At 66.7% G+C, this 20,566-nt stretch carries 17 protein-coding genes; 11 read left to right on the forward strand and 6 right to left on the reverse strand.

The window, feature by feature from the left end:
- Positions 1-59 precede the first annotated feature (59 nt).
- From C3E99_RS11095 to C3E99_RS11120, 6 genes are all read left to right on the forward strand, one after another.
- Positions 60-419, forward strand: a complete 360-nt coding sequence (locus C3E99_RS11095) for a GIY-YIG nuclease family protein (RefSeq protein WP_104959788.1) — start codon at positions 60-62, stop codon at positions 417-419.
- A complete protein-coding gene (dnaG, locus tag C3E99_RS11100) occupies positions 419-2,302 on the forward strand; it encodes a DNA primase (protein ID WP_104959789.1) in 1,884 nt (627 codons plus the stop codon). Before C3E99_RS11095 ends, dnaG begins: the two co-directional genes overlap by 1 nt.
- A 30-nt stretch (positions 2,303-2,332) precedes the next feature.
- Positions 2,333-4,339, forward strand: a complete 2,007-nt coding sequence (gene rpoD, locus C3E99_RS11105) for an RNA polymerase sigma factor RpoD (RefSeq protein WP_076076342.1) — start codon at positions 2,333-2,335, stop codon at positions 4,337-4,339.
- A gap of 1,031 nt (positions 4,340-5,370) precedes the next feature.
- The gene (locus C3E99_RS11110; protein WP_076076345.1) at positions 5,371-5,652 is read left to right on the forward strand and encodes a PspC domain-containing protein; all 282 of its coding nucleotides are present in this window, start codon (positions 5,371-5,373) and stop codon (positions 5,650-5,652) included.
- Positions 5,653-5,908: 256 nt separating this feature from the next.
- A complete protein-coding gene (locus C3E99_RS11115) occupies positions 5,909-6,580 on the forward strand; it encodes a DUF6975 family protein (protein ID WP_082796907.1) in 672 nt (223 codons plus the stop codon).
- Between the two features lie 210 nt (positions 6,581-6,790).
- Positions 6,791-7,636: an AAA family ATPase gene (locus C3E99_RS11120; RefSeq protein WP_067185272.1), complete on the forward strand. Its 846-nt coding sequence runs from the start codon at positions 6,791-6,793 to the stop codon at positions 7,634-7,636.
- Positions 7,637-7,719: 83 nt separating this feature from the next.
- Here the strand turns inward: C3E99_RS11120 and C3E99_RS11125 are convergent, their stop codons facing one another.
- Positions 7,720-9,117, reverse strand: a complete 1,398-nt coding sequence (locus tag C3E99_RS11125) for a methyl-accepting chemotaxis protein (RefSeq protein WP_076076347.1) — start codon at positions 9,115-9,117, stop codon at positions 7,720-7,722.
- Positions 9,118-9,425: 308 nt separating this feature from the next.
- Here C3E99_RS11125 and C3E99_RS11130 point away from each other — a divergent pair, with 308 nt between their 5' ends.
- The 3 genes from C3E99_RS11130 (at position 9,426) to C3E99_RS11145 (ending at position 12,437) form a co-directional block, all read left to right on the forward strand.
- Positions 9,426-10,604 carry a vWA domain-containing protein gene (locus tag C3E99_RS11130; protein WP_067105420.1) on the forward strand — a complete coding sequence of 393 codons (1,179 nt, stop codon included), beginning with the start codon at positions 9,426-9,428 and terminating at the stop codon, positions 10,602-10,604.
- 161 nt (positions 10,605-10,765) lie between these two features.
- Positions 10,766-11,572 (forward strand): lipid II flippase Amj family protein, encoded by an 807-nt coding sequence (locus C3E99_RS11140; RefSeq protein ID WP_076078043.1) that lies wholly within the window; start codon positions 10,766-10,768, stop codon positions 11,570-11,572.
- Positions 11,565-12,437 (forward strand): DUF817 domain-containing protein, encoded by an 873-nt coding sequence (locus C3E99_RS11145; protein WP_104959790.1) that lies wholly within the window; start codon positions 11,565-11,567, stop codon positions 12,435-12,437. Before C3E99_RS11140 ends, C3E99_RS11145 begins: the two co-directional genes overlap by 8 nt.
- Before the next feature lie 6 nt (positions 12,438-12,443).
- Here C3E99_RS11145 and C3E99_RS11150 read toward each other — a convergent pair whose 3' ends face one another.
- The 3 genes from C3E99_RS11150 to C3E99_RS11160 are packed head-to-tail and all read right to left on the reverse strand — an operon-like array spanning position 12,444 to position 15,467.
- A complete protein-coding gene (locus C3E99_RS11150) occupies positions 12,444-13,694 on the reverse strand; it encodes a M24 family metallopeptidase (protein WP_199775005.1) in 1,251 nt (416 codons plus the stop codon).
- A 13-nt stretch (positions 13,695-13,707) separates the two neighbouring features.
- Positions 13,708-14,913 (reverse strand): exo-beta-N-acetylmuramidase NamZ family protein, encoded by a 1,206-nt coding sequence (locus C3E99_RS11155; protein ID WP_076076352.1) that lies wholly within the window; start codon positions 14,911-14,913, stop codon positions 13,708-13,710.
- Entirely contained in the window at positions 14,910-15,467 is a 558-nt protein-coding gene (locus C3E99_RS11160; RefSeq protein WP_083675133.1) for a DOMON-like domain-containing protein, read from the reverse strand. Before C3E99_RS11160 ends, C3E99_RS11155 begins: the two co-directional genes overlap by 4 nt.
- Positions 15,468-15,499: 32 nt before the next feature.
- Here C3E99_RS11160 and tyrS point away from each other — a divergent pair, with 32 nt between their 5' ends.
- Together tyrS and C3E99_RS11170 are read left to right on the forward strand one after the other, a co-directional pair.
- A complete protein-coding gene (tyrS, locus tag C3E99_RS11165) occupies positions 15,500-16,726 on the forward strand; it encodes a tyrosine--tRNA ligase (protein WP_067105425.1) in 1,227 nt (408 codons plus the stop codon).
- 90 nt (positions 16,727-16,816) lie between these two features.
- The gene (locus C3E99_RS11170; RefSeq protein ID WP_067185286.1) at positions 16,817-17,158 is read left to right on the forward strand and encodes a PilZ domain-containing protein; all 342 of its coding nucleotides are present in this window, start codon (positions 16,817-16,819) and stop codon (positions 17,156-17,158) included.
- 17 nt (positions 17,159-17,175) lie between these two features.
- Here C3E99_RS11170 and C3E99_RS11175 read toward each other — a convergent pair whose 3' ends face one another.
- Together C3E99_RS11175 and recG are read right to left on the reverse strand one after the other, a co-directional pair.
- On the reverse strand, positions 17,176-18,351 hold the full coding sequence (locus tag C3E99_RS11175) for an iron-containing alcohol dehydrogenase (protein ID WP_234002455.1): 1,176 nt from the start codon (positions 18,349-18,351) through the stop codon (positions 17,176-17,178).
- A gap of 77 nt (positions 18,352-18,428) precedes the next feature.
- On the reverse strand, positions 18,429-20,495 hold the full coding sequence (gene recG / locus C3E99_RS11180; RefSeq protein ID WP_076076356.1) for an ATP-dependent DNA helicase RecG: 2,067 nt from the start codon (positions 20,493-20,495) through the stop codon (positions 18,429-18,431).
- Positions 20,496-20,566: the final 71 nt, after the last annotated feature.

Genomic DNA, 20,566 nt, shown 5'->3' on the forward strand with positions numbered 1-20,566 from the left:
ATCGCGCACGCCTTCGGGGTGTCTCGACTTCGCTCGACACGAACGGGTAGATAGCGGGAATGGCGTTCTGGTCCTACATCCTGCTTTATGCCGATGGGCGATACTATACCGGGCATACGGATGAGCTGGAGCGCCGGATCGCGCAGCACCAGTCGGGGGAGATCGAAGGCTTTACGTCGTCACGATTGCCGGTTCGGCTGATGTGGTCGCAGGACTTCCCGACGCGGACAGAGGCCCTGGAAGCTGAGTTGCGGGTCAAGAAATGGTCACGCGCCAAGAAGGAAGCGCTGATCCGCGGGGATTGGGCAGCCATCAGCCATTTCGCCAAACCGCCCAAAGAGCGCTCCATCGCCCCCTCTTCCGTTCGTGTCGAGCGAAGTCGAGACATGAACGGCAATGGATCCGAGAGTCTGTCCTGATGGCTCTCACCCCGCAATGGCTCGACGAACTGCGCTCGCGCGTCACGCTGTCCACGCTGATCGGGCGGACGGTGAAGATCACGCGCGCGGGGCGCGAGTACAAGGCCTGCTGCCCCTTCCATAACGAAAAGACGCCCAGCTTCACGATCAACGACGAAAAGGGCTTCTATCACTGCTTCGGCTGCGGCGCGCACGGCGACGCTATCCGCTGGATGACCGACCAGCGCGGCCTGTCGTTCATGGACGCGGTCAAGGAACTCGCCGCCGAAGCCGGCATGGAGGTCCCCGCCCCCGACCCGCGCGCCGCGAAGAAGGCCGAGGCGCAGGCCAACCTGCGCGACGTCGTGCAGGCTGCCGCCGACTGGTTCGCGCAGCAGCTCGGCAGCGGCAACGGCGCCCCGGCGCGCGACTATCTGGCGAAGCGCGGCATTTCGGACGCGACCCGCGACGCCTTCGGTTTCGGCCTCGCCCCCGACAGCCGCAGCGCGCTGAAGGAAGCGCTGAAGAAATTCCCCACCGCGATGCTCGTCGAATCCGGGATGCTGATTTCGGTCGACGACAAGGAGCCATACGACCGTTTCCGCGGCCGCCTGATGATTCCGATCCGCGACGCGCGCGGGCGGGTGATCGCGTTCGGCGGGCGCATCCTGGGCGACGGTGAGCCCAAATATCTGAACTCGCCCGACACGCTGCTGTTCGACAAGGGGCGCACCCTGTTCAACCTCGACAAGGCGAGCCCGGCATCTCGCCGCACCGACCGCGTCATCGTCGTCGAGGGCTATATGGACGTGATCGCGCTCGCAGAGGCAGGGATCGCCGACGCGGTCGCGCCGCTCGGCACCGCGCTCACCGAAAGCCAGCTCGGCCTGCTGTGGCGGATGGTGCCGGTGCCGCTGCTCTGCTTCGACGGCGACGCGGCGGGGCAGAAGGCGGCGATGCGCGCCGCAACGCGCGCGCTGCCGCTGCTCCGTCCCGGCTTCAGCCTCGCCTTCGCGACCCTGCCCGCCGGGCAGGACCCCGACGACCTCGTCCGTGCGAAGGGCGCCGAGGGCTTCGCCGGCGTGCTCGACGACGCCCAGCCGCTCGTCGAACGGCTGTGGACGCACGAGGTCGCGGCGGCGCCGCTGAACACGCCGGAGGAGCGGGCGGCGCTCAAGACGCGGCTGCTGAACCACGCCGACGCGATCCAGGACCCCGACGTGCGCCACCATTATCGCGAGGCCTTTCGCGAGCGGCTCGACACGCTGTTCGCGCGCGCGCGGCCCGAACGCGGCCCGCGCGTCCCGTGGGCGCCGCAGGGGCAGCGCGGCGGCGGGCGGCGCTTTCAGCCCGACCCGCGGCTGCAGCCGCCCGCCGACGAGACGCGGTCGATCGGACAGGCGGGAATCGCCACCCCGCTCGCGGCGGCGCTGATCGGCGGATTGCTGCGCTATCCCGAGGTGTTGCGCCGCCACGAGGAGGCGCTGGCGCGACTCCCGGTGCCCGATTCCGCCGACGCCGAACTGCTCGGCCTGATGCTTGACATCGCGATGCGCGAAGAAGGGCTTGATACCGAGGGGTTGCTTGCCATATTGGAGCCGATGAAAGTGTATAATAGGGCGATGGCATTGCTCAGAGCCGACCGAATGCACTTCTCGTTCAATCGACGGCTGGAAGGCGATGAAGGGGTTGCCAAGGCGCGGGAAACCGCGTTGCGCGACCTTGACGAATATATCGGCGTGCTGGTGACGCAGCCCGAAATCCGTGCCCGGCTGGCCGAGGCGACCGCGGATTTCCAGCGGACGATGGACGACGAAGGCCTGGCGCGGCAGCAGAAACTGCGCGCGATGGACGAGGAACTGACCCGCAGGCTGGCCGCGCTGTCCGACAGCAGCCAGCTCTGACCATTTGATGCCCCAAGGCAGGAACAACGCATGGCAACGAAGAATACCGCCGAAACCGACGCTCCGCTGATCGACCTCAACGAGGCCGACGTCAAGAAGCTGATCGCGCGCGGCAAGAAGCGCGGCTACCTGACCTACGACGAGCTCAACGAGGCGCTGCCGCAGGACCAGATGTCGTCCGAGCAGATCGAGGACATCATGTCGGCGATTTCCGACATGGGCATCAACATCGTCGAAAGCGACGAGGACGTGCAGGAGGAAGCCGAGCAGGAGGCCGACGACGACATCGACGTCGCCGCCAATTCGGGTTCGGTGTCCGCGCCCGCGGTCGAGAAGAAGAAGGAAACGGTCGACCGCACCGACGACCCGGTGCGCATGTATCTGCGCGAGATGGGCGCCGTCGAGCTGCTGAGCCGCGAGGGCGAGATTGCGATCGCCAAGCGCATCGAGGCGGGCCGCGACACGATGATCCTCGGCCTGTGCGAAAGCCCGCTGACCTTCAACGCGATCATCGAATGGTCGAACGCGCTCAACAACGGCGACATGCAGCTTCGCGAGATCGTCGACCTCGAAGCGATGCTGACCAAGGACCCGGCGCCCGAGAATCTCGAGGACGAGGAAGAGGTCGACGGCGAGATCAGCGAGAAGAACGCCGGCGTCTCGTTCAAGGACGAGGACGAGGTCGAGGAGGAGCCCGAGGCCGACGGCGACGACGAAGAGGGCGGCGCGGCCAAGAAACGCGAAGGCTATGACGACGACGACGAGGACAATACGCTGAGCCTCGCCGCGATGGAGGAATTGCTCAAGCCAGACGCGCTCGAAAAGTTCGCGGCGATCACCAAGAGCTTCAAGGCGTTTCAGAAGCTTCAGGAAGCGCGGCTCGACGCGCTGTCGGCGGGCGGTGACTTCCCGGCAGCGTCGGAGAAGAAATATCACAAGCTGCGCGAGGAACTGACCGCGCAGGTCGAAAGCGTGCAATTCCACGGCACCAAGATCGAATATCTGGTCGACCAGCTCTATAGCTACAACCGGCGCCTGACCGCGCTCGGCGGCCAGATGCTGCGCCTGGCCGAGCGCCACAAGGTGGCGCGCAAGTCGTTCCTCGACCATTATGTCGGGCGCGAGCTCGAAGAGAATTGGCTTGACGAGGTCGGCAAGCTCGACAAGAAATGGGCCGCCTTCGCCGAGAATGAGGCGGTCGCGGTCGATCGTATCCGCACCGAGATTTCAGAGATCGCGCAGGCGGCGGGGATGAGCCTCGTCGAATTCCGCCGCGTCGTGAACATGGTCCAGAAGGGCGAGCGCGAGGCGCGCATCGCCAAGAAGGAGATGGTCGAGGCGAACCTGCGCCTCGTCATCTCGATCGCCAAGAAATACACCAACCGCGGGTTGCAGTTCCTCGACCTGATCCAGGAAGGCAACATCGGGCTGATGAAGGCGGTCGACAAGTTTGAATATCGCCGCGGCTACAAGTTCAGCACTTATGCGACCTGGTGGATCCGCCAGGCGATCACCCGCAGCATCGCCGACCAGGCACGCACGATCCGCATCCCGGTCCACATGATCGAGACGATCAACAAGCTGGTGCGGTGCAGCCGCCAGTTCCTGCACGAAAGCGGCCGCGAGCCGACGCCGGAGGAAATGGCCGAACGGCTGTCGATGCCGCTCGAAAAGGTCCGCAAGGTGATGAAGATCGCCAAGGAGCCGATCAGCCTCGAAACGCCGATCGGCGACGAGGAGGATTCGCACCTCGGCGATTTCATCGAGGACAAGAACGCCGTGATCCCGGTCGACGCCGCGGTGCAGTCGAACCTCAAGGAAACGGTCACGCGAGTCCTGGCTTCGCTGACCCCGCGTGAGGAGCGGGTTCTGCGCATGCGCTTCGGCATCGGCATGAACACCGACCACACGCTGGAGGAGGTCGGCCAGCAGTTCAGCGTCACCCGCGAACGCATCCGCCAGATCGAGGCGAAGGCGCTACGCAAGCTCAAGCACCCGTCGCGCAGCCGCAAGATGCGCAGCTTCCTCGACCAGTAAGCGCGCGCGTTCCGGTGCGGGGCCCGGGCTGAACCGCCCAAGCCCTCTCCTCTTCAGGGGGTGACACATCATATCGTGTCCCCGCGCAGGCGGGGACCCAGAGCGGCCCGACGCCACCTTGTTGCTATCCGCTCCGGGGCCCCTGCCTGCGCGGGAGCACTCGGCTGCTCGATCCGGACCCGAATTCGGATGCCCCCACTCGCGTCGTTGCGAGCGGAGCGAAGCAACCCGGGGCGGTTACCGCCCGCTCCGGATCGCCGCGCGACCTCGCCGCTCGCAATGACGATTCCGTCCGATCCATGGCCTGTGGGGATTCGGATTTCGGCACGCTGCCTCATCCGTTCGTCATGCTGAACTCGTTTCAGCATCCATGGCCGGACCTTCCCTTTTGTGCCACCTTTCATTCGAGCGCAGACCATGGACCCCCGGATCGGGTCCGGGGCAGGCTCTGAAACGAGTTCAGGGTGACGAAAGGGAGAAACCGCGCAGAACGCCAAATCCCCACAGACCATAGCCATGGGCTGCACGTTTTCGCCGCCCCGCAAAATACTCCATCAGGCCTGTTCCCCGGCGAAAGCCGGGGTCCAGATGGCGTAATATTGCCTCGCGTGGCCCCCGGCTTTCGCCGAGGAACGCTTCCTTGCCGGAAACGGACGATTCCCAACCCATTCAAGATGGCCATTGGCGGAAAGCGTCCGGCAAACCCGAATCCCCCACGCTGCATAAAGTTTCGCCCTACCGCCATGCTGCACCGCACAAATATTTTGCCGCCACGGTCTTCAAATTTTCATCTTCGCACCCCAGATAGCGACCCGCCGGATGGATCGGGCTTCATTCGCCATTCATTCTGCACCCATCAAATGGCGATCCTTCCCATTCGTTGGGAATCGATGCATCAAAAAAGGCACCGGATGGCGCATGCCAGCCCGAAAACGTCCGAAAACGGAGAGAAAGCCCGAATTGGCACGCCCGTTGCTTTGGAACGGACATGGATGGGGAACGGCCCACCGCCAGGACGAAAGACGAACAAGATGGAACAGGAAACCACCAATCTCTTCCGCCGCCGCGATACCTTCTTCGGCATCTGCGAGGCCGTGGGCCAGGACTTCGGCTTCAACCCGCTGTACCTGCGGCTCGCCTTCATCGCGCCGCTCTTCTTCTTCCCGGTGCAGACCTTCGCCGCCTATTTCGCGCTGGGGGGCATCGTGCTCGCCTCGCGCCTGATCTTCCCCGCCAGGACCGCGCCCGCGGAGACAGAGGCGGAAACGGAAACGCGCACGCCGCAGACCGAAGAGATGGCCCTCGCGGCTTGAGGGCTTGCGGGGCGGGGCCGCCCCTCTCTGGCCCCGCCCCGCTTCCCCGATCCCGCGGCGTTCCACTGGCGCCGCGGTCCCTGGGGACCGGCAGTTCCCTTGCCTGCCGGTCCCCTTGATTCTGTCCCGTGCGGGGACAGGCGCGCGGCACTTTGCCGGCGCCTCATAAACGCGACGTTTACGACGATGCTCTAGGACTGGCCTTCGCATATCCAACGGCGCGACCCGACCATCGCGCCCCAGAGAGGATGAGACGTTGAGCCAGTCGCCCCAGCAAAAGCTGCCGACGCGCGGTATCGCCGAACTGCTCGATTCGCTGGTCGCGAGCGAGGGAACGGGCGCGCATCCGCATGTCCGGTCCGGCCGCCTCAGCCAGGGCGGCGACGCGATGCGCAACCTGGCCGATGCGGTCCATTTCCTGTGCCTGCTTCACGGGCGCCACCCCGGGGTGGTCGACAGCGCGGCGCGCAAGGCGGTCGATCCGGCATCGCGCGCCTGGATGGAGGAGGCCGCGCAGGCCTTCGCCGACGAGCGCGCCTTCCTGTCGCAGGTCGCCGCCGCCGCCGGCCCGGTGCCGAGCACGCCGGGGCAGGACCAGTGCGAGGCCGCGGTCGCGGCCCAGTGCAAGGCGCTCGATATGCTCGCCGAATCGGACCGCCACGGCTGCGCGGTCGGCGCCGCGATCGCGCTGGCGCTCGACTGGCGCACGATCCGCGTCCTGCTCGACATCAGCGCGCAGCGGCTCGACCTGTCGCCGCCAGGCTGCGCGCTGCCCGACCTGCCGGGCACCGCGCGCCTCGCGGGCGCGATCGCCCAGACCCCGGCAATAGAGCGCGCGCTCACCTTCGGCGCCCAGCAGCTGCTCGCGCAGCATAGCGGGCTGTGGGACCTGCTCGCCGCCCGCGCTGCCGCGCGCACACATTCCTGAAACGGGATATCCGGACTCGTCATTGCGAGCGGCAAAGCGGGGCAACCCAAAGCCCCCCATGACGGCGCCGCTGCAAAGGCCGGGGCCACCGGCAGCCGCGCACGGTATCGCCCCATGGCCGAGCGGCGACGTGCCTGCTTGCACCCCTCCCCCGCCCCCGCTATGCCCGACCCGAGTTGACGTTCACGTTAAGGGAAAGGCAGCGAGCCGATGCGTTTCGAAGGTACCAGCGCCTATATCGCGACCCAGGATCTGAAGATCGCGGTCAACGCCGCGACGATGCTGCGCCGTCCGCTGCTCGTGAAGGGCGAGCCGGGCACCGGCAAGACCGTGCTCGCGGAAGAGATCGCCAAGGCCTTCGACGCCCCGCTGATCACCTGGAACGTCAAGTCGACGACGAAGGCGCAGCAGGGCCTCTACGAATATGACGCGGTCGCGCGCCTGCGCGACGGCCAGCTCGGCGAAGAGCGCGTCCACGACATCCGCAACTATATCCGCAAGGGCAAATTGTGGGAGGCTTTCACCTCCCCGAAACTGCCCGTGCTGCTGATCGACGAGATCGACAAGGCCGACATCGAATTCCCGAACGACCTGCTTCAGGAACTCGATCGCATGGCCTTCCACGTCTACGAGACCGACGAGACGATCACCGCCCGGGAACGCCCGATCGTCGTCATCACCTCGAACAACGAGAAGGAACTGCCCGACGCCTTCCTGCGCCGCTGCTTCTTCCACTACATCAAATTCCCCGACCGCGACACGATGGCGGAGATCGTCGAGGTCCACTTTCCCGGCATCCAGAAGACGCTGGTCAGCCGCGCGATGGACATCTTCTACGACGTGCGCGACGTGCCGGGCCTCAAGAAAAAGCCGTCGACGAGCGAACTCATCGACTGGCTCAAGCTGCTGCTGGCCGAGGACATGCCGCTGGAGGTCCTGCAGAACCGCGACGTCGGCAAGGCGATCCCACCGCTGCACGGTGCGCTGCTCAAGAACGAGCAGGACGTGATGCTGTTCGAAAAGCTCGCCTTCATGGCACGCCGCCAGGGTAGCTGAACCTCATCCCGGCGAAAGCCGGGATCGCTCGCTCTCCGGAGCCGCGCCTGTGGGGACCCCGGCTTTCGCCGGGTTGACGAAATCTACAGCTGATACGCGACCTCGACGTCGCCCCAGCGGCGCCCGCCGATCACCACCGGCATATAGACGTTGCGCACGGTCACATAATTGGTGCCGTCGCCCTCCTGCCGATAGACCGCCATGAAGAAGGGCGCGTCGCTGCGCTTCGCCGCGGCGTCGATCGCGTCGAGCAGGATGCGCCCGTTGCGGCAATGCGCGGTGTCATGTTCGAGGTCGCCGGTCGGCGCGCGCGAACAGTCGCTGATGTGTGTCGGCAGAAATCCGTTCATGTCACCCGCCGACGACATCTTCACCTCGGGATGCTCGGCGACGATGCGGTCGAACAGCGGCCGCCAGTTGGCGTCGGCCCAGTCGCTCAGCGTCGTGCGAAAGCGTTCGGGATTGGAATGCGGCACCCGCACATAGTCGGCGTCGAAAAGCTGCTCCATCGTCAGCGTCCCGGTCGCCAGCCCGCGTTCGGCGATGGCGACGAACTCGTCGCGCACCCGCGCCGCCAGTTCGACCACCGCGGAATCGCGGGGGGACACGCCGGCCGATATCACCGCGTTGAACATGCGGTTCGACACCTGCTCCATCGTCAGGATCGAATCGCGCGTCGCGCCCAGCGTCGCGCCATTCTCGCGCACCGACGCGACGACGCCGTCGAGCGCCTCGCGCACCTTGGCGCCGTTGGCATGCACCATCGCGCTCGACTGCGCGATACGGTCGCTCTGATCGTCGAGCAGCGCGACGAGATGCGTCGCGTCGTGCAGCGCGTCGGTGATCGTCTCGAACTGCGCCTCGGCGCGGCTCGACTGTTCGACCCCCGACTGGATTTCGGCGACGAGGCCGCCCGCCTCGGCCGCGAGGCTGCCGATCGAGCGGCGGATCTCGTCGGTCGCGCCGCGCGTGTTCTGCGCCAGCTTCTTCACCTCGGCGGCGACGACCGCGAAGGTGCGCCCGGCATCGCCCGCGCGCTCGGCCTCGATCGCCGCGTTGAGCGCGAGCATGTTGGTGGTCTTGGCGATCGATTCGATCGACTGGCTGACCTGCTGGACCTGTTCCATCACCGCCGCGAAATTGGTGACATGCGTGCCGAGCCGCGCGACGAGGTCGATCACGGCGCGAAACTCGGTCACCGCCGAATTGACCCGTTCGGCCCCGGCATCGAGCTGTTCGCACGCCCGCGCCGACAGCAGCTTCGCCTCGTCGGTCGAATCGGCGATCTGGCGCTGATCGGCCTCGAGGCTGACGACATATTGTTCGAGCCGGCCCAGTTCGGCGATCTGGCGATCCATCTGGTCGGTGGTACGCTTGATGCGCCCGGCCGCTTCGCTGCATCCGACGGCCAGCTCGCCGCAATCGCTCGCGACCGACTGGTCGAGGATCGGCCGGGCCGGATTGATCGGATCGAATTTCATTGCGCACTCACGTCCCTGAATGATCGCACGACCATGCCGGACATTGGTTAACGCGGCGTCAATGGATCGGAAGCGGAACGACCGCGAACATCGGGTTCGGACATCCGCTGCCTCCTTGAAGCCACAAGAGTCGATTTCGCACCCGACATGCGGGGCTATTGTGGCTTCAAGCGACCGGCCATCGACGCACCGCCGCGCATCGCGCGTGAAGTTGCGCGATTTTCCGCCGCTTTCCTCCCGCTCCCGCCCTTGCTTTCCGTAAACGTAAAGTGATTGCGCCCGCCGCCCCGACAGGATAATCCTGCCTCATGTTTTTCGGCTTTCTCGACGAGCTTCGCGCCGCGGGCATTCCCGCCAGCCTGAAAGAGCATCTGTTGCTGCTGGAGGCGCTCGACCGCGAGGTGATCGACCGCACCCCCGAGCAATTCTATTATCTCTCGCGCGCCATCTACGTGAAGGACGAGGGGCTGCTCGACCGCTTCGACCAGGTGTTCAACAAGGTCTTCAAGGGCCTGCTCACCGACTACGGCCAGACCCCCGTCGACGTTCCCGAGGACTGGCTGAAAGCGGTCGCCGAGAAATATCTGACGCCCGAGGAGATGGAGGCGATCAAGTCGCTCGGCTCGTGGGACGAGATCATGGAGACGCTGAAGAAGCGGCTCGAGGAACAGCAGAAGCGCCACCAGGGCGGCAACAAGTGGATCGGCACCGGCGGCACATCGCCCTATGGCAATTCGGGCTACAACCCGGAAGGTGTGCGGATCGGCGGCGAGAGCAAGCACAAGCGCGCGCTGAAGGTCTGGGAAAAGCGCGAGTTCCAGAATCTCGACAACACCAAGGAACTCGGCACCCGCAACATCAAGATCGCGCTTCGCCGCCTGCGCAAATTCGCGCGCGAGGGCGCGGCGGACGAACTCGACATTCCGGGCACGATCGACGGCACCGCGCGGCAGGGCTGGCTCGACATCAAGATGCGGCCGGAACGGCGCAACGCGGTCAAGCTGCTGCTGTTCCTCGACATCGGCGGGTCGATGGACCCGTTCATCAAGCTGTGCGAGGAATTGTTCAGCGCGGCGACGAGCGAATTCAAGAATCTCGAATTCTTCTATTTCCACAACTGCCCCTATGAGGGCGTGTGGAAGGACAACAAGCGCCGCTGGTCCGAACGCACCCAGATGTGGGACATCCTCCACAAATACGGCCATGACTACAAGCTGGTGTTCGTCGGCGACGCGTCGATGAGCGCCTATGAAATCAGCCATCCGGGCGGCAGCGTCGAACATTTCAACGAGGAAGCGGGCGCGGTGTGGCTGCAGCGGATGACGAACGTCTATCCCGCCGCGGTATGGCTGAACCCGGTGCCCGAGGCGCACTGGGGCTACACCCAGTCGATCAAGATGATCAAACAGCTGATGAACGACCGCATGTATCCGCTGACGCTGGCCGGCCTCGACGATGCGATGCGCGAGTTGACACGCAAGCATTGACGGAGCGCCCGAGCGGTTTCGCCGTGACGCGGCCGGGCCGATCCCCTAATCCCGTTCGTGTTGAGCGAAGTCGAGACACCCCGCGGGCGCGCGCTGCCGATGGGCATCTCGACTTCGCTCGATGCGAACGGATTCCCTGAGTCCCTGTCCCGGACGCCTCCATGCTCGACCTCCCCCTCATCGTCATCCTCCTCCTCACCGGCTTCATCAACCTGATCGGCGCGCTCGCCTATGCGGCGCGGATCGCGGGGGTGCGGACGGGGCGGATCGCCATGTCCTTCGCGCTGTTCAACATCCTCCTGCTCTTCTCGCGAACCTCGAACAGCTTTCTCGGCCCCTTCCTCGCCAAGCGGATCGAGACGCGCATCCACGACGGCACCGGCGCGCCGCTCTTCCTCGACATGCAGTTCGTCCTCGCCGCGGCGAGCATCGCGACGCTGGTCGGCATCCTGCTCGTCCCCACCGGCCAGCGCCTGTTCGCCGCGGCGATCGGCTGGTATCAGGACAACCGCTCGACGACAAAGCTCGCGCTCAAGGCCGCCAGTCCCGCCGGGCTGCGCACGCTCCGCCGGTCGTTTCGCCTTCCGGGCCTTGTGCATCTCAAGGGCTGGCACATGCCGCAGGGGATCGGCTGGGGCGTACTGATCGCCAATTGCCTCGCGCAGTCGCTGCTCGCCGTCGGCGTCGTCGCCTCGCTCTATGCCGGCTATCTCGCCCCCGAATTTCGCGTCACGGCCTCGCAACTGTCGGCGCTGATCAACGGTTTCGCGACGATCCTGCTCTTCGCCTTCATCGACCCGCAGCTTTCGGTGATGACCGACGACGCCGTCGAGGGCAGCGTCGGAGAGGCCGACTTCCGCCGCGCCATCGCGCTCATCTCGCTCAGCCGGCTGGCAGGAACGGTGCTGGCACAGGCGCTGTTGCTGCCCGCCGCGCTGCTGATCGCGCTCGTCGCCGTCCATGTCTGAACCGCGCCGCGCGCACAGCCGTTTCCACCGGGTCCGCCTCCGCCTCGAGGCGATGGCGGTCGTGCCAGGGCCGCGCGGCTGGTTCCTCGAATTTCTCGTCTTCGGTTTCAAGCAGGGCTGGGCCTGCCTGTTCGGCGGCCTGATGCTGGCGCTGCTGCTCGGCACGCATCTGTTCTGGCCCGAAGGCGCGCCGGTCCACCGCTATGACGCGATCACCGTCGGTGCGGTGCTGATCCAGCTCTCGATGTTCGCCTTCCGGCTCGAAACGCCGCGCGAGGCCGTGGTCATCCTGCTCTTCCACATCGTCGGCACGGTAATGGAATTGTTCAAGACCGCCGCCGGTTCGTGGCAATATCCCGAAGCGAGCCTGCTCCATATCGGCGCGGTGCCGCTCTTCTCGGGCTTCATGTATGCGGCGGTCGGCAGCTATATCGCGCGCGTCTGGCGCATCTTCGATTTCCGCTACACGCGCTATCCGCCCGCAGGGGCGACATGGGCGCTCGCCGCGGCGATCTACGCCAATTTCTTCGCGCACCATTGGCTGCCCGACATCCGTTGGCTGCTGTTCGCGGCGACCGGACTGCTCTTCTGGCGCTGTCAGGTGTGGTTCCGCCCGCTGCACGTCCATCGCCGCATGCCGCTGCTCGTCGGCTGGGGCCTCGTCGCGCTCTTCATCTGGTTCGCCGAGAATATCGGCACCTTCGCGCGCGCCTGGACCTATCCCAGCCAGAAGGACGGCTGGCACATGGTCGGGGTCGAAAAGCTGGGGAGCTGGTACCTGCTGATGATCATCAGCTTCGTGCTGGTGAGTCTGGTGCAGCGGCCGAAGAAGCCCGATGCCATCATCCTGACCCGTTCACCCTGAGCTTGTTCAGCCGAACGGCCTATCGATCGAAGGCGGCGGTTCGCTGAACCATTCCGGTCCACCCTCGGTCATGTGGAAGCAATCTTCCAGCCGGATGCCGAACTCGCCGGGGATGTAGATGCCCGGCTCGTTCGAGAAGCACATGCCGGCGGCGAGCGGTGTCGTCTCGCCGCGCACCAGATTGACCGGCTCGTGCCCGTCGAGCCCGATGCCGTGCCCGGTGCGGTGCGAGGTGCCGGGCAGCTTGTAGCCGGGTCCATAGCCCAGGCTTTCGTAATAGGCGCGCACCGCATCGTCGACCGCGCCCGCCGGCGCGCCGATCCGCGCGGCGGCAAAAGCGACGTCCTGCCCCTTGCGCATCTGGTCCCACACCTGCCGCTGGTGCGGGCTCGCCTTGCCGAAAACGAAGCTGCGCGAAATGTCGGACTGATAGCCGTGAACGGTCGCGCCGCAGTCCATCAGCACCACCTCGCCCGGCCGCACCGCCTGCGGCTTGCCGCTGCCGTGCGGATAGGCGCTCGCCTCGCCGAGCAGGATCAGGTTGAACTCGCCGCGTCCGCCCAGCGCTTTCGTCGCCGCGCCCATGATCGCGTCGATGTCGGCGGGCGTCATCCCCGCCTCGATGCGCGGCGCGGTGTGGCGATAGGCGGCGATGGTGATGTCGGACGCGAGTCGCATCAGCGCGATCTCGGCCGCCGACTTGATCATGCGGCAGCCCCGCACGACGGGCGCGCCGTTGACCACCGTAACGTCCGGCATCGCTTTCTGAAGCCCGTCGACCGCGAAGAAGCGCACCGTTTCCTCGACGCCGACCCGCCCCTTCGCCAGACCGCGCTTGCCGAGCCAGTTCGCCACCGCGGCGAGCGGATTCTCGTCCTCGTTCCACGTCAGCACCTCGGCCGCGACGCCTAGGCTCTCGCGCACCGACGGCTCCTCGAAGAAGGGGGTGACGATCGCCACCTCGCCTTCGCGCGTCAGCACGGCGGCGGTCAGCCGCTCGCTGCGCCACCATTCGACGCCGGTGAAATAGATGAGGCTCGATCCCGGCTCGATCAGCAGCGCATCCATGTCGTGCGCCCGCAGCAGTCCGGCCGCCTTGGCGATTCGCGCCTTGCGCTCTTCGGCGCCGATCGGCACCGCCTTCGCCGCCAGATCGGGAAGGCCCGCCGTGTCGGCGGCGATGACAGGGGCGGGCAAGGTCGCCGCCAGCCCGCCGAGCGCCGCGGTGCCCAGAAATTGCCGTCGCTGCATCGTCATTCCCCCTCGCCTTTCAGTAAAGAAGCAGGCCCGCGATCTCCTCGCGCCACGCCGTCTCGTCGGGCAGCGTCAGCGCGTCGAGGTCGCCCGGCGCCGCGCCTGCATCATCGACCCATTCGCGCAGCAACGGCGACCCGTTGATCACGTCGATCGCCAGCACGTCGTCGGTATATTCATATCGGAAATCCTTGCCGCGCCAGATCGGATAGTCCGGCCACAGCGAACGGATCGCCTTGAACGCCAGCGCCTGCACGCGCCACGGGCGGAAGGCCGCAGGATCGTACCACGGCCCATCGGCATGGATATGCACGCCGCCGCACAGGGCGCCGACATGCTTGTGAAAGGTCGGCTGGAACCAGATATCGCGCAGCTTGCACCCGCCCAGCCATTGCGGCGCCAGCCGCCGCATCTCGGCGATCAGCGCCCGCGCGTCGATGTCGGGGGCGCCGAACAGTTCGAGCGGCCGCGTCGTCCCGCGCCCCTCGCTCAGCGTCGCGCCCTCGACCATCACCGTGCCCGCATAGGCGCGCGCCATATTGACGTTGGGCGCATTGGGGCTGGGGTTGATCCAGACGCGCTCCGCGGGCCAGCCGAAGCCTGGGCCCTCGGGTTCCCAGCCCTCCATCCCGATCACGCGATAATCGACGTCGAGCCCGAAGTGGCGGATGAACCAATGCCCCATCTCGCCCATCGTCAGCCCGTGCCGCATCGCCATCGGGCCGGCGCCGACGAAGCTTTCCCAACCGCTGCGCAGCAGCGTGCCCTCGACCGGGCGGCCCGCCGGGTTCGGTCGGTCGAGCACCCAGACGGCCTTGCCGTGCGCGGCCGCGGCCTCCAGCACATAGAGCAGCGTCGTGATGAAGGTGTAGATCCGGCAGCCGAGGTCCTGCAGGTCGACCAGCAGCACGTCGAAGGTCTGCATCGACTGGCCGGTCGGTCGTCGCACCTCGCCATAGAGGCTGAAGCAGGGCACGCCATGGACCGGATCGGTGAAGTCGGGCGACTCCATCATATTGTCCTGCAGGTCGCCGCGCACGCCGTGCTGCGGCCCGAACACCGCGCTGATGGTCACCCCCGCCGCGACCAGCGCGTCGAGGCTGTGGACGAGGTCGGCCGTCGCCGAGGCAGGATGGGCGAGCAGCGCGACGCGCCGCCCTTCGAGCGGCCTGCGCAGTTGGGGGTCGGCGAGCAGGCGGTCGATGCCGAACTGGATGGTCATGGCCGTTCGGGTGCCCCAAGCGTCAGGCGAAAGCAATCGGGATGATGGAAGTCGGGTTTCCCCGGCGGATGCGCGAGCGCCCAATAGCTTCGGGTGCCGTCCAGTTCCTCGACGACGGCGGACAGGCCCAGCCGGCTGCCGCGCTCGGGATAGATGCCGGGTTCGACGCGCAGCGCATAGAGCGCATGCCCCCGCTCGCTCGTCATGTCCCAGGGGGCCAGGTCGTCGGATTTGAACAGCGAGCGATAGTCGTCGAACTGATAGCAGGCCCAGCGACCGTCGGGGGCATAGTTGAACTCGGTATAGTCGGGCTGCCCTTCCTCGCTCAGAAAGGCCTCGAAACAGCTGCTCTGCCAAAGGCCGTCGGTCGCGGTATCGGCGATGACGAGTTGTCCGTCGCCCTGCGGCAGCGCCAGCGCGTCGACATCGCCTTCGATCCCGAAGCGCAGCGCGAAGCCTTCGTCGAAAGACAGCGACACCTCCACCCACACGGCGCGCGCGGCGCGCGCCGGCGTGTCGGGATGACAGATCAGGTCCTTCCGGATGCTATCCAAACCGCAAACCCCATGCTAAGCGCGCCCGCGCTATGACCACCTACAAATCCGACCTGCTGCGCCTGCTCGACGAGCGAGGCTATATCCACCAGATGACCGACGCGGAAGGGCTCGACGCCCTCGCGGCGAAGCAGGTCGTCCCGGCCTATATCGGTTTCGACGCGACCGCGCCCTCGCTCCATGTCGGCAGCCTCGTCCAGATCATGATGCTGCGCCGTCTGCAACAGACGGGGCACAAGCCGATCGTGCTGATGGGCGGCGGAACGACGCGGATCGGCGACCCGACCGGGCGCGACGAGAGCCGCAAGATGCTGTCCGACGCGACGATCGAGGCGAATATCGCCTCGATCTTCAGCATCTTCCAGCAATATCTGACCTTTGGCGACGGTCCGACCGACGCGGTGATGGTCAACAACGCCGACTGGCTCGGCAAGCTCGGTTATATCGAGTTGCTGCAAGAGGTCGGCACCCATTTCACGATCAACCGCATGCTGACCTTCGATTCGGTGAAGCTGCGGCTCGAACGCGAACAGCCGATGACCTTCCTCGAATTCAACTACATGATCCTGCAGGGCTATGATTTCCGCTATCTGTCGCGCGAGATGGGCGTGCGGCTCCAGATGGGCGGGTCCGACCAGTGGGGCAACATCGTCAACGGCATGGAACTGGGCCGCCGTATGGACGGCACTGAATTGTTCGGGCTGACGACGCCGCTGCTGACCACCGCGGCGGGCGCGAAGATGGGCAAGACTGCCGCCGGCGCGGTGTGGCTCAATCCCGCGCAATTGTCCCATTTCGACTATTGGCAATATTGGCGCAACTGCGACGACCGCGACGTCGGCCGCTTCCTGCGCCTGTTCACCGACCTGCCGCTGGACGAGATCGCGCGACTCGAAGCACTCGAAGGCGCCGACATCAACGAGGCGAAGAAGATATTGGCGAACGAGGCGACCGCGCTGTGCCGCGGCGCCGACGCGGCAAGGACCGCGGCCGAGACCGCCGCGCAGACCTTTGAAAAAGGGCATATCGGCGGCGATCTGCCGCGCGTCGCGGCCCCGGCGGAGGGAATCGGCATCCTCAATGCGCTGCGCGATCTGGGCTTTACCGCATCGAACAAGGAAGCGCGCCGCAAGCTGGAGGAAGGCGCTGTGAAGGTCGACGGCGCGGTGATCCGCGACCCCCATCACCTGATCGTGCCGGGCGATGCGGAGGTTCCGGTGAGCCTCGGCAGCAAGAAGCACGGGCTGGTGACCCGCTGAACGGGGTTGCCGGGAACGAAGCAACAGCGTTTACCGTTTCTTCAGCAATCGGACCGATTCTATTCGGTCAGACCAGCAAGGCTTTTTGGTATGCGCAAGATCGACACGAACAAGGCCCATTATGTCGGGCTCGACCAGCGGATCGCGCCGCGCAGCGACGTCTATTGCCGCCTGCCCTTCGTGCTGCCCGACGGGCGGCAGGAAATGTGCACCTGCGTCAACATCAGCGCCGACGGCCTGCTGATGCGCTATGAGCGCGGGCTCGAGCCCGGCGACCTCGTCGTGTTCCGCATGCCGATCATCGGTCGCACCGCCGCCAAGGTCATCTGGTCGCTGGGCGGCAAGACCGGCGTCCAGTTCGAAAAGTCGATCGTGGCGGAGGATTATCTGCCGATGCTGCGCGCCATGGGTGCCCGCGGCGACGTCAACTAAGGTCGACACGCGCGACGTTACGCCGCCATCCGCAATATCTCCAGCACATCGTCCTGCGATTCGATCGGCCGCGGGTTCGACCGCAGCCAAAGGTCATGCATCGCATAGCGGGCGACGGCGCCGAACTGGTCCTCGCCGACGCCCACCTCCGCCAGCGTGCGCGGCATGCCGAGCCCGCGGACGAAGGCGTCGAGCGCCGCCGAAGCCGTGGCATGGCCGCCGCCCAGGCATTGCAGGATGCGGCGCTGCCTGCTCGCGTCATCCTGGGCGTTCCAGGCCAACACGACAGGCGACAGGATGCACGAGGTATAGCCGTGCGGCACCCCGCAGGTCCCGCCGAGGACATGACCGATCGCATGGCTCGCCCCCATCGGGACACCGGCGAGCACCGGCATCATCGCCTGCCACGCGCCGATCTGGCACTTCAGCCGCCCTTCGAGATCGCGCGCGTCGGCCTTGGCCCGGCGCAGCCCCTCGACGAGCAGCCGCAGCGCGCTGTCGGCGAGCCCGTCGGCATAATCGTTCGACTGGAAGGAGGCGAGCGTCTCGACACAATGGTCGACCGCGCGCACCCCAGTCGAAAGCCAGACCCACTCGGGCGTGTGGACGGTCAGCGCCGGGTCGAGGACGATCGCGACCGGGACCATCGCCGGATGGCCATAGCCCTGCTTGTGCCGCGTCGCCTCGTCGGTGGCGCCCGAACGCGGGTTGAATTCGCCGCCCGACAGCGTCGTCGGCACGCAGATGACGCGAACGTCGGGCCCTTCGGTGAGCGGATTCACCGCGCGGCCCTGGTCGTCGACGCGCGTGCGCAGCGGCTCGAAATCCTCGACACGCCGCACCCCATGCCTGAGCGCCAGCGCGACGATCTTGGTCGCGTCGGTCACCGATCCGCCGCCGACCGACACGATCAGGTCGGCCCGTGCTGCGCGCGCCGCTTCGACCGCGCGCAGCACGTCCGAGCGCGGTGCGTGCGGTGCGATGCCGTCGAAGGTCGCCGCATGCCGGTCGCCGAGCGCGCTCTCGATCCGCGCCACGGCGTCGGTCTGTTTGCGAAGCGAGGTCGAGGCGATCAGCAGCACCCGCCGCGCGCCCATCGCCTCCGCCTGCTCGCGGAGCGCTTCTCCCGCCGGTCGCCCGAAAACGATGCGCTTCGTTTCGGTGAAGGTCACTTCGCCCGACGACAGTTGCACTGCAGTTCCTCCATCTTCGCTCATCAGATGGTTAGGATACAAAGTATTTCCGCTCCAGCCAATGGGCGGGGAGTCGATCAGCCGCTGCGCAGGAGCGGCACCGCCGCGTCGCGCTCGAACAGATAGAGGCACAGGCGCACCGCCTCGCCGCGCGGGCCGTCCATGCCGCCGTCGCGTTCGACGAACAGGCGCGCATCGTCGTGCGCGACGGGGAGCAGGCGCACCAGTTGCTCGGGTGTCGCAAGGCGATAGTCGGCGTCGCCCGACTGCTTGAGCCCGAGCAGTTCGCCCCCGCCGCGCAGTTCCAGATCGCGCTCGGCGATCACGAAGCCGTCGTTCGTCTCGCGCATCAACGCGAGCCGCTCACGCGCCGTCTCCGACAGATTCTGCGAACGCAGCAGCAGGCAGACCGATTTCGCCGTCCCGCGCCCGACGCGCCCGCGAAGCTGATGGAGCTGTGCGAGGCCGAAGCGGTCGGCGTGCTCGACGATCATCAGGCTCGCCGCGGGGACGTTGACGCCGACCTCGATCACCGTCGTCGCAACGAGGACGCCGATCTCGCCCGCTTCGAAGCGCGCCATCACCGCATCCTTGTCGGGCCCCTTCATCCGTCCGTGGACGAGGCCGACCGCGGCGGCGCCGAAGCGTTCGCGCAGCAGCGCCGCGCGATCCTCTGCCGCCGCGAGTTCGCTCGCCTCGCTCTCCGCAACCAACGGGCAGACCCAATAGGCCTGCGCCCCGCTCGCCAGATGGCGCCCGAGCCCGTCGATCACCTCGTCCAGCCGGTCGACCGAGACAACGCGCGTGTCGACGGGCGTGCGCCCCGGGGGCATCTCGTCGAGCCGCGACACGTCCATCTCGCCATGATTGGCGAGCAGCAGCGTGCGCGGGATCGGCGTCGCAGTCATCACCAGCAGGTGCGGCGGCCGCGCGCCCTTGTCGGTCAGCATCAGCCGCTGTGCGACGCCGAAGCGATGCTGTTCGTCGACGACGACCAGCGCCAGATCCTTGTATGCGACATGCTGCTGAAAAATGGCGTGCGTGCCGACAAGGATATCGATGCTGCCGTCCGCCAGCCCCATCAGCGTCGATTCGCGCACCTTGCCCTTGTCGCGCCCGGTCAGGATCGCGAGGTTGACCGGCAGGCCCGCGAGCATCTGTTGCAAGGTCGCATGATGCTGGCGAGCCAATATCTCGGTCGGCGCGAGCAACGCCGCCTGCGTCCCCGCCTCGACTGCCGTCAGCATCGCGCGCAGCGCCACCAGCGTCTTGCCCGACCCGACGTCGCCCTGCAGCATCCGCAGCATCGGCACGTCCTGCGCCATGTCGCCCGCAATCTCGCGCCCGACTCGCTCCTGCGCGCCGGTCAGACCGAAGGGCAGCTTCAGCGCCCCGGTCAGCCGCCCGTCGCCGGCAATCGACCGGCCCTTGCGGTTGCGCAGCCCCTGCCGGATCAGCATCAGCGCGACCTGGCTCGCGAAAATCTCGTCATAGGCCAGCCGGTCGCGCGCCGCATCGTCGCGCGGGCCGGCATGCGCGCGCGCCAGCGCCTCACGCCATGCCGGCCAGCCCCGGCCGGCCAGCAGCGGTGCGTCGATCCATTCGGCGAGGTCGGGCCGCCGGTCGATCGCGACCTCGGCAAGCTGCGACAGCCGCGCGTTGGTCAGCCCCTCGGTGAGCGGATAGACGGGCTCATGCTCCGCGATGGCGGTTTCGTCCCCCAGCTCGGCGACATGATCAGGGTGCACGATCTGGCGCATGTCGCCATAGAGGTCGAGCCGGCCCGACACGCGGCGCTTTTCCCCCAGCGGGAACAGCTTGCGCGCGAGGCCGGAGGTGCGCCCGAAATAGACGAGCCGCACATGATCGCCCGCGCCATCGACGGCCTCGACACCGAAGGGCGCGCGCGGGGAGCGGCCGGAGCGATAGTCCTGCGCGGTCAGATCGACGATGATCGTCTGCCCCGCCTGTGCCTGATCGAGCCGTTCGACCGGAATACGCGAGATGAGGCCGGTCGGCAGGTGGAACAGCACATCGACGACGCGCTCCAGCCCGAGCCGCGCCAGCGGCTTGGCAAGCTGCGGCCCGACGCCCTTGAGGTCGGTCAGCGCGGCAAAGAGCGGGTTGAGGATTTCGGGTCGCATGGCTAGAGCGTGTCTAGCCTCGTCTTTCCGTTCGTGTCGAGCGAAGGAAAGCCGGCCCCTCTTCCGTTTGT

It is taken from the genome of Sphingopyxis sp. MG (assembly GCF_002953155.1).
Classification (GTDB): Bacteria; Pseudomonadota; Alphaproteobacteria; order Sphingomonadales; family Sphingomonadaceae; genus Sphingopyxis; species Sphingopyxis granuli.